Source organism: Nostoc sp. DedQUE08 (assembly GCF_034530895.1).
Lineage (GTDB): Bacteria > Cyanobacteriota > Cyanobacteriia > Cyanobacteriales > Nostocaceae > Nostoc.
Genome location: NZ_JAVRCD010000037.1, coordinates 60,469 through 67,401 on the forward strand (window position 1 = coordinate 60,469; position 6,933 = coordinate 67,401).

At 43.8% G+C, this 6,933-nt stretch carries 6 protein-coding genes and 2 pseudogenes; 3 read left to right on the top strand and 5 right to left on the bottom strand.

Annotated elements, in window-relative coordinates; all coding sequences use genetic code 11:
- Window positions 1-132: 132 nt before the first annotated feature.
- The 3 genes from RMY64_RS22920 to RMY64_RS22930 all read right to left on the bottom strand — a co-directional run bounded on the left by RMY64_RS22920 (window position 133) and on the right by RMY64_RS22930 (window position 2,865).
- Window positions 133-765: a response regulator transcription factor gene (locus RMY64_RS22920; RefSeq protein ID WP_322701206.1), complete on the bottom strand. Its 633-nt coding sequence runs from the start codon at window positions 763-765 to the stop codon at window positions 133-135.
- Window positions 762-1,598: a S1C family serine protease gene (locus RMY64_RS22925; protein ID WP_322701207.1), complete on the bottom strand. Its 837-nt coding sequence runs from the start codon at window positions 1,596-1,598 to the stop codon at window positions 762-764. Before RMY64_RS22925 ends, RMY64_RS22920 begins: the two co-directional genes overlap by 4 nt.
- Before the next feature lie 364 nt (window positions 1,599-1,962).
- Complete coding sequence (locus tag RMY64_RS22930; protein WP_322701208.1) at window positions 1,963-2,865, bottom strand: S1C family serine protease; 903 nt, start codon at window positions 2,863-2,865, stop codon at window positions 1,963-1,965.
- A 309-nt stretch (window positions 2,866-3,174) separates the two neighbouring features.
- Between RMY64_RS22930 and RMY64_RS22935 the strand changes: the two genes are divergently transcribed.
- From RMY64_RS22935 to RMY64_RS22945, 3 genes and pseudogenes are all read left to right on the top strand, one after another.
- Window positions 3,175-4,014, top strand: a complete 840-nt coding sequence (locus RMY64_RS22935) for a uroporphyrinogen-III synthase (protein WP_322701209.1) — start codon at window positions 3,175-3,177, stop codon at window positions 4,012-4,014.
- Window positions 4,015-4,159: 145 nt separating this feature from the next.
- Entirely contained in the window at window positions 4,160-4,453 is a 294-nt protein-coding gene (locus RMY64_RS22940; protein ID WP_322685455.1) for a 2Fe-2S iron-sulfur cluster-binding protein, read from the top strand.
- A 5-nt stretch (window positions 4,454-4,458) separates the two neighbouring features.
- Window positions 4,459-4,671, top strand: a pseudogene (locus RMY64_RS22945) (2Fe-2S iron-sulfur cluster-binding protein); the annotation flags it as partial.
- A gap of 475 nt (window positions 4,672-5,146) precedes the next feature.
- Here the strand turns inward: RMY64_RS22945 and RMY64_RS22950 are convergent.
- Together RMY64_RS22950 and RMY64_RS22955 are read right to left on the bottom strand one after the other, a co-directional pair.
- Entirely contained in the window at window positions 5,147-6,685 is a 1,539-nt protein-coding gene (locus RMY64_RS22950; RefSeq protein WP_322701210.1) for an HlyD family efflux transporter periplasmic adaptor subunit, read from the bottom strand.
- A gap of 58 nt (window positions 6,686-6,743) precedes the next feature.
- Window positions 6,744-6,933 (bottom strand): annotated as a pseudogene (locus RMY64_RS22955) (hypothetical protein); the annotation flags it as partial.

Consider the following 6,933-nt stretch of genomic DNA (forward strand, 5'->3'; position numbering starts at 1 on the left):
TTCTCCCAATATTGGGAGAAGGGGAGCCAATTTCAAAGTCCCTCTCCCAAGTTTGGGAGAGGGATTTAGGGTGAGGGCTTTTTATTCATACAAGAAGTCTATCGATCGCGATCTCATATTAATGACTAAACATCAAAGCATAATCAAACCCAGTCGTACACCCACAGCAACAGCTTCAGTGCGGCTGGAGACACTGAGCTTTTGAAAAATGGATGAGAGATGAAATTTGACGGTATGCTCAGAAATATGCAAACGTTTTGCGATCGCTTTATTTCCCAACCCCGATCCAAGCATTCCTAAAACCTCTATCTCCCGTGGTGTCAAGGTTTGTACGGGATTCGTTACTACTTTTTCGCGGATAGACAGTAATTCTACAGCATTTGGGTGCAGCACCAGCAAACCAAAAGCGATCGCTTCTACAGCCGCGACAATTTCTGACTCTGTACTAGTATTAGGCAATATTCCGCGGATACCAGAACGTAACGCTGTTTCTAAATCAATGCTGTCGAGTTCTTCAACAATGACGATTATTCCTAATGGATATTGCTGTTCTTGAATAACCAGCAATTTTTCCCATACCGATTGTTGAAAATTACCGCTCAAATCTACCAGCACCACATCCGGCTGTAATTGCCCAACTTCACTCGCCAATACATCCAAATCGGATGCACTCCCCACAACTGTCAACCGAGGATTGGTAGTCACCACAGCTGATAACCCTGCTCGCACCACAGGGGAAGTAGCAACCACCATCACCCGGATCATGTCGCCTCCACAGCAGTTTGATCGGACTGCACGGCAACATAAATCACGAATTGCTGTCTACCGCGTAGGAGTTGTAGCGGCACAGATCCTTTACTTTCATGGAGATATTTGGTTAAGTCATTCATGCTAGTGAATAATCGCCCCGAAACTCCAATTAAAACATCGCCGATTTGCACACCAGCAGTTTCCGCCGCACTGTTAGGTAGAATTGACAACACCAAGAAACCCAAGCTACGCCTACTTAAAAGCACAGGTTGCAGTGTAACTCCCAGCTGCGGACGACTATTTCCCTGTAAAAAACGCTCAACGGTGTTGCTGGGAACTGCCACAGCCAAACCATTAACAATCATCGTATTAATTCCCACGACAAGACCTTGACAATCGGCAAGTGGTCCCCCAGAATTACCAGGATAGAGCCGCAAATCGGCCATAACTGCTCGTGGATTATTTGTATAGATAATTCCAGTTGTCACAGCGCCACTGTCAGCAAAGGGATTACCCACCGCTAAGACCAATTCACCCACTCGTAGCGCTTCAGAATTGCCGATAGTTGCAGCAGTTAAATCAGTGGCAACAATTTTCAGAGCTGCTAAATCCTGCTGTGGATCGAATTGGGTACGCACCGCATCAAATACCCTTCCGTCTGCCAATTCCACAGTTGCGCGGTTGCTAGTTGCTACATGGGCATTAGTGATAATTAGTCCGTCAGGTTGCCAAATTACACCAGAACCGACTCCCAGAGAGCCGCTTTTTACTTTGACAGTGCGTAGGCGTAGTTTAGCAGCTACCTCTGTCAATTCAGCAGCGATGTTAGTTAATGTTGTGTTTGCCATGTTATACAGTTTTTAAGCGTGTGAAAGTAGAATCTAGTGATGTCTTTTGTCATTTGTCCTTTGTCCTTAGAAACACAAATGACAAATGACTAATGACTAATGACGATTCGAGCAAAAAGGTGCAAGTTCCGAGTTCAGAGGCTCAACGTTCGAGCAAAAAGGTGCAAGTTCCGAGTTCAGAGGCTCAACGTCCGAGCAAAAAGGTGCAAGTTCCGAGTTCAGAGGCTCAACGTTCGAGCAAAAAGGTGCAAGTTCCGAGTTCAGAGGCTCAACGTTCGAGTAAAAAGGTGCAAGTTCCGAGTTCCAAATTCCAAATTCCAAATTCCAAATTACGAATTACGAATTACGAATTACGAATTACGAATTACAAAGGTCGTTCGCCAACTGCGATCGCTAACTCAATTAACACTCCACCCCGGACAACTTGGACGTTGACAGCTTTACCAATGCGATCGCTACTATTGAGCAGCGCCAACACATCACCTGTATCGCCCACAGTTACGCCATCGAATGTTACCAAAACATCGCCAAGCAGTATACCTGCATTGTCAGCAGGCCCCGCAGCCTCAACATTGACAACAATTACCCCAGTTGCCGAACTTAAATTGAGAGCAGTTTTCAGGTTCTTTGGTAAACGTACAGGTTGCATTCCTACACCCAAGTATCCTTTAGAAATGCGTCCTTTTGCTACTAATTGATCAACCACGCGATCGACTGTAGCAGTGGGAATTGTCAGAGCAGTACCACGCCGCCCCGATGTATTCATGCCTACAACAAAACCAGCAGCATCTACGAGCGGGCCGCCTGCAAAACCAGAGTAAAGGGTGATGTCTGGGCGGATGAATTGGTCAATATTCCCGCCATTCATACTCCGCCAAGCACCGCTAACCACACTCACTGCACCCATCGCCGCCCTTAAATCACCTTCGCCACCTCTTGCCAGTCCTAACACGAGATGACCAACTTTGAGCGTTTTAGCATCGCCAACTTTGGCCACAGGTATTTCTACATTTTCTAGCTTAAAAACAGCTATATCGGTGCTAGAGTCATGACCGACGAGTGTTACTGGTGCAGTACTACCATTTGATAAGGTAATGGTGATATCGTCATAGCGCTGGAGTGACTCATCAGAGGTAACAATGATGCCATTACGCCAGTGAATGCCACTTGGGGAAACACGAGTACCGCCATTCACTGCAACCACAGCACTTCCAGCTTGTTCTACGGTATCAGCTAAACTGTTCGACAAAGCCAGTAATGAAGACATAAGATTTTTCGGCAAACGTTTTTAGATATTCAGATCGTGCCGTTTTCTCAACACAGATGACATCGGAAAAATGGAGAGTAATTCATCCTAGAAAAATGGCTAGGATTTACATCAGCTTTTTAGCGTTGCTGAATTCTTGCGGTTATTGGTGTAGATAATTGGTCTTTCAAGACGCGATGAATCGCGTCTCTACATCTTTTGTATTGCGCTATATTATTCAGTTTACGACGGCTAGACTGAGCGCTCAATTTAGCCGTCGTATAGAATTCATTCTGAATCCTGACTCCTGAATTCTGTTTTTAGAAACAAATGCACAGCCAATCAAAACAAATCAACCTGCTGACTCCATCGAGAAACTTACCTCTCTATGGCAAGAGAATTTTAGTAACAGCACCGAGAAATTATGCTTATAGGTTATCCGAACAAATCATCAAAAAAGGTGGTTTACCTGTTTTCATGCCTACTATCGAAACCTGCTATTTATCAAACTACAATCAGTTAGATGCCGTTTTAGCCGATATAAACGAATTTGATTGGATTGTCTTTACAAGTCGAAACGGAATCACAGCATTTTTTCAGCGGATAAATGATTTGAATATTCCTATATCTGTAGTACAAAAATGTCACTTATGTGCATTAGGAAAAGATGTAGAAAGCTTATTGTCTTTTTGTGGCAAGGTAGATTTAGTCCCAACAGAATCTAGCCCAGCCGGAATTGTGGCTGAATTAGCGAAACTTCCACAAATTCACGAGAAAAAAGTGCTGATCCCGGCTCCAGAAGTTGTGGGTTTGCCTGAACCTGATGTTGTACCCAATTTGATTACGGATTTGCAACAATTGGGCATAGAAGTAACTCGCGTACCCACATATATTACGCAGGGTTTAGATAAAACTATCTACGGTATGGAATTAAATCTGATACGTCAAGGAATGATTGATGTAATTGCCTTTAGTAGCACGGCGGAAGTAGAAAGCTTTTTGACAATGGTCAAGTTACAAAGCGATTATGAACATTGTGTTATTGCATGTTTCGGCCCTTACACCACTGCTAACGCCCAAAAGTTGGGTATGAATGTCTCTATTGTGTCTAGAGATTATAGTTCATTTGAGGGATTTGCTGAAGCGATCGCAGCATTTTTCCTTGTGTGATTTTCCTGTCAAGTTTCTGGTATATGTAAACTAGCCCCACTAAGCGTTTGAGAATCTAGAACAGTCAACTACAATCAACTCTAGACTAGCAGCACATAAACTCGTAGTATCGAATATGGAGTTTATTAGAACTAGGGATTGTTACATGGCAACTTATAAAGTCACATTAAAGACCCCAGAAGGCGATAAAACAATTGATGTTGAAGATGATGTGTACATCTTAGATGCCGCTGTCGATGACGAAGGCATAGACATACCCTACTCTTGTAGGGCTGGTTCTTGCTCTAGCTGCACCGGCAAGTTGATTTCAGGTACGATTAACCAAGACGATCAGAACTTTTTAGATGACGACCAAGTTAAGGATGGATTTGTCCTCACCTGTGTTGCCTATGCTACTTCTGACTGTACAATCTTAACCCATCAAGAAGATGAGCTTTAGAGATCGCTAACGAGGAATACGATCTGGACTTGCCTTCTTCCTGTAGCGCTGGTTCTTGCTCTACCTGCACCGGGAAGCTGTCAGGTACAGTGAACCAAGACGATCGGAACTTCTTAGATGACGAGCAAATTGACGCAGGATTCGTCCTCACCTGCGTGGCCTATGCTACTTCTGACTGTGTAATTGAAACCTATCAAGAGGAAGTGCTTAACGGTTAAGAGTGGGTGAGGATTGAGGGCATTGGTGTCAACTTAAGCCCAAACCCTTTTCAAATCTCGTTTCTCTGAGTGAAAATGCTGCTTATTGGGCTGCTGCCTCCGTTACTGGTGGTAGCAGCCCCCATTGTATTCGTCACCCTAAAAAATGTATGGCAATTAATATCATGTCCGCTTGATTGCTTATTAAACCCGAAGAACCCCACCCCGCCAAAGCTACGCCTTGTCTCCCCTCCCCGCAAGCGGGGAGGGGTTGGGGGTGGGGTGTAATGACTGTGGTTAGCATAACTAATTATGCGGACATGATATAAGCTGCGATCGCAAGTGGTTATAAAATGTGCAGCAACATTTTGATAATTTGCATTCTCTCAAAGATGAGCTAAAACTTACAACCGCTTCCCCTTTCCCAGAGGGAAAGGGGTTAGGGGTGAGGGCGGAAATTTAGACTTCTAGGGGAGAGGTTTTCCAATCTTTTGATTTAGCGCAGAGACTTTAAGCTTTCAGTCTTTTGCACTAAGAAATCAGTGAAGATACTCATAATGGTGCGCTGACGTAATTTCACATTAGCATTAATGGACATCCCTGATTGCAAGGGAATTTGACGCTGATTAATCAGTAACTTCTGCCCATGTAAGCGGACTTTTGCGGAAAAACGCCAGAAATTATAAACTTGGTCTGGAGGTAAGGCATCAGAGCCAATCTCAACTAGTTCGCCTTTGATATCACCATACTCTTGGAAGGGAAAGGAATCGATTCTCACATCGACTTGTTGCCCTTCTTGGACAAAGCCGATGTCGCGATTGGTGATGTAGACGTTAGCAACCAAGTTACCACTAGGAACAAGTTTCAGAAGCGGTTCGCTGGAATTAACTACAAATCCTGCTGTTTTAGCTTTAAGTTCAAAAACAGTACCATCTACAGGTGCGGTAATTTTCTGATATTTCAGAGTTTGTTCTGCCTGAACCCACTTACTATTAATTTCTCCAATCTGACTATTAATTTCATAGAGGCGTTTCTGATTATCTACAATTACCTTGGTTAATTGGCTGTCAATTCCGGCAATGTTTTTGTCATTATCTGTAATTTTGGCTAGTAAATCTTCTTGAGACACAGCCGCAGTATTGCGAAGTTTTTGATTTGACTGTGCGATCGCTAATTGTAATCGCTGCTGTTCCCGATTCAATCGGATTACTTCTGCTTGTTTGCTGCTGACATCCTGCTGTTGTTTCAAATATTGCACCTGGGAAATCGCCCCCTGCTGCGCTAGAGGTTCAAACTTGTGGAGAATTTGTTGATTAATTATCAGCAACTCTTTAGCGCTAGTTAATTCCGCTTGAGTTTGGAAAAATTGCTGTTGCGTCTGTCCCGTTTCTAAATTAGCTGTGGCTAAACGCGATTCTAATTCTATTTGGCGATTTCGCAAGCGTAACTGTTGCTCTGTTGTGAGACTATTTCCAGCAGTCGCACCATTTAATTGTGTGCGGTACAACTGGTTTTCGGCAATAATCGCGGCTCGGCTTTTGGTCAAGAAGGCCAGTTCTGGTTTAATTTTCAACAGAGCAGTTTGCTGTGCTACTTCCTGTAGTGATATGTTCCCTTGCATCTGGCGGCGATAGAAGTCATTTTCTTGCTCTAGCGCCTGTTTCGCCAGCAATTGAGCCGCCCGACTTTGTTTTAATGAACTTAACTCCGCCTCCGAAGAAGTTTTTTCTAGGGTAACGAGTGTTTCACCTTTTTTGACTCGCTGACCATCTTTGACTAAAATCTGATTGACAACACCATGAACCGGAGCCTGAATTTCTTTGACTGCACCCTGTGGTTCTAGCTTGCCAGTAGCATGAATTGATTCATCAATTTGGAAAACTGAGGCCCAGATTACTGCAAAGGTACTAACTCCAACAATAGTCCAGGCGATCGCTCTTGACCAAGTAGGTGTTTGTTGTAAAAGTACTGGTTGATCGAATTTATATTGAATATTCATTGGGGAATGGGGAATGGGGAATGGGGCATTGGGCATTGGGGAGTGCTGAGAGACGCGATTCATCGCGTCTGTACAAGAGTTAGAAGTGCTAAGGTTAAAATTCCGAGTTCAGAAGCTCAACGTTCAAGCAAAAAGGTGCAACTTTCGAGTTCAAAGGCTTAACGTTCAAGTAAAAAGGTGCAACTTTCGAGTTCAAAGGCTCAATGTTCAAGCAAAAAGGTGCAACTTCCGAGTTCAAAGGCTCAATGTTCAAGCAAAAAGGTGCAACTTCCGAGTTCAAAGGC

Coding starts and splice junctions, on each gene's coding strand:
- RMY64_RS22920 (WP_322701206.1), bottom strand. CDS start 765: ATGATCCGGGTGATGGTGGTTGCTACTTCCCCTGTGGTGCGAGCAGGG.
- RMY64_RS22925 (WP_322701207.1), bottom strand. CDS start 1,598: ATGGCAAACACAACATTAACTAACATCGCTGCTGAATTGACAGAGGTA.
- RMY64_RS22930 (WP_322701208.1), bottom strand. CDS start 2,865: ATGTCTTCATTACTGGCTTTGTCGAACAGTTTAGCTGATACCGTAGAA.
- RMY64_RS22935 (WP_322701209.1), top strand. CDS start 3,175: ATGCACAGCCAATCAAAACAAATCAACCTGCTGACTCCATCGAGAAAC.
- RMY64_RS22940 (WP_322685455.1), top strand. CDS start 4,160: ATGGCAACTTATAAAGTCACATTAAAGACCCCAGAAGGCGATAAAACA.
- RMY64_RS22950 (WP_322701210.1), bottom strand. CDS start 6,685: ATGCCCAATGCCCCATTCCCCATTCCCCATTCCCCAATGAATATTCAA.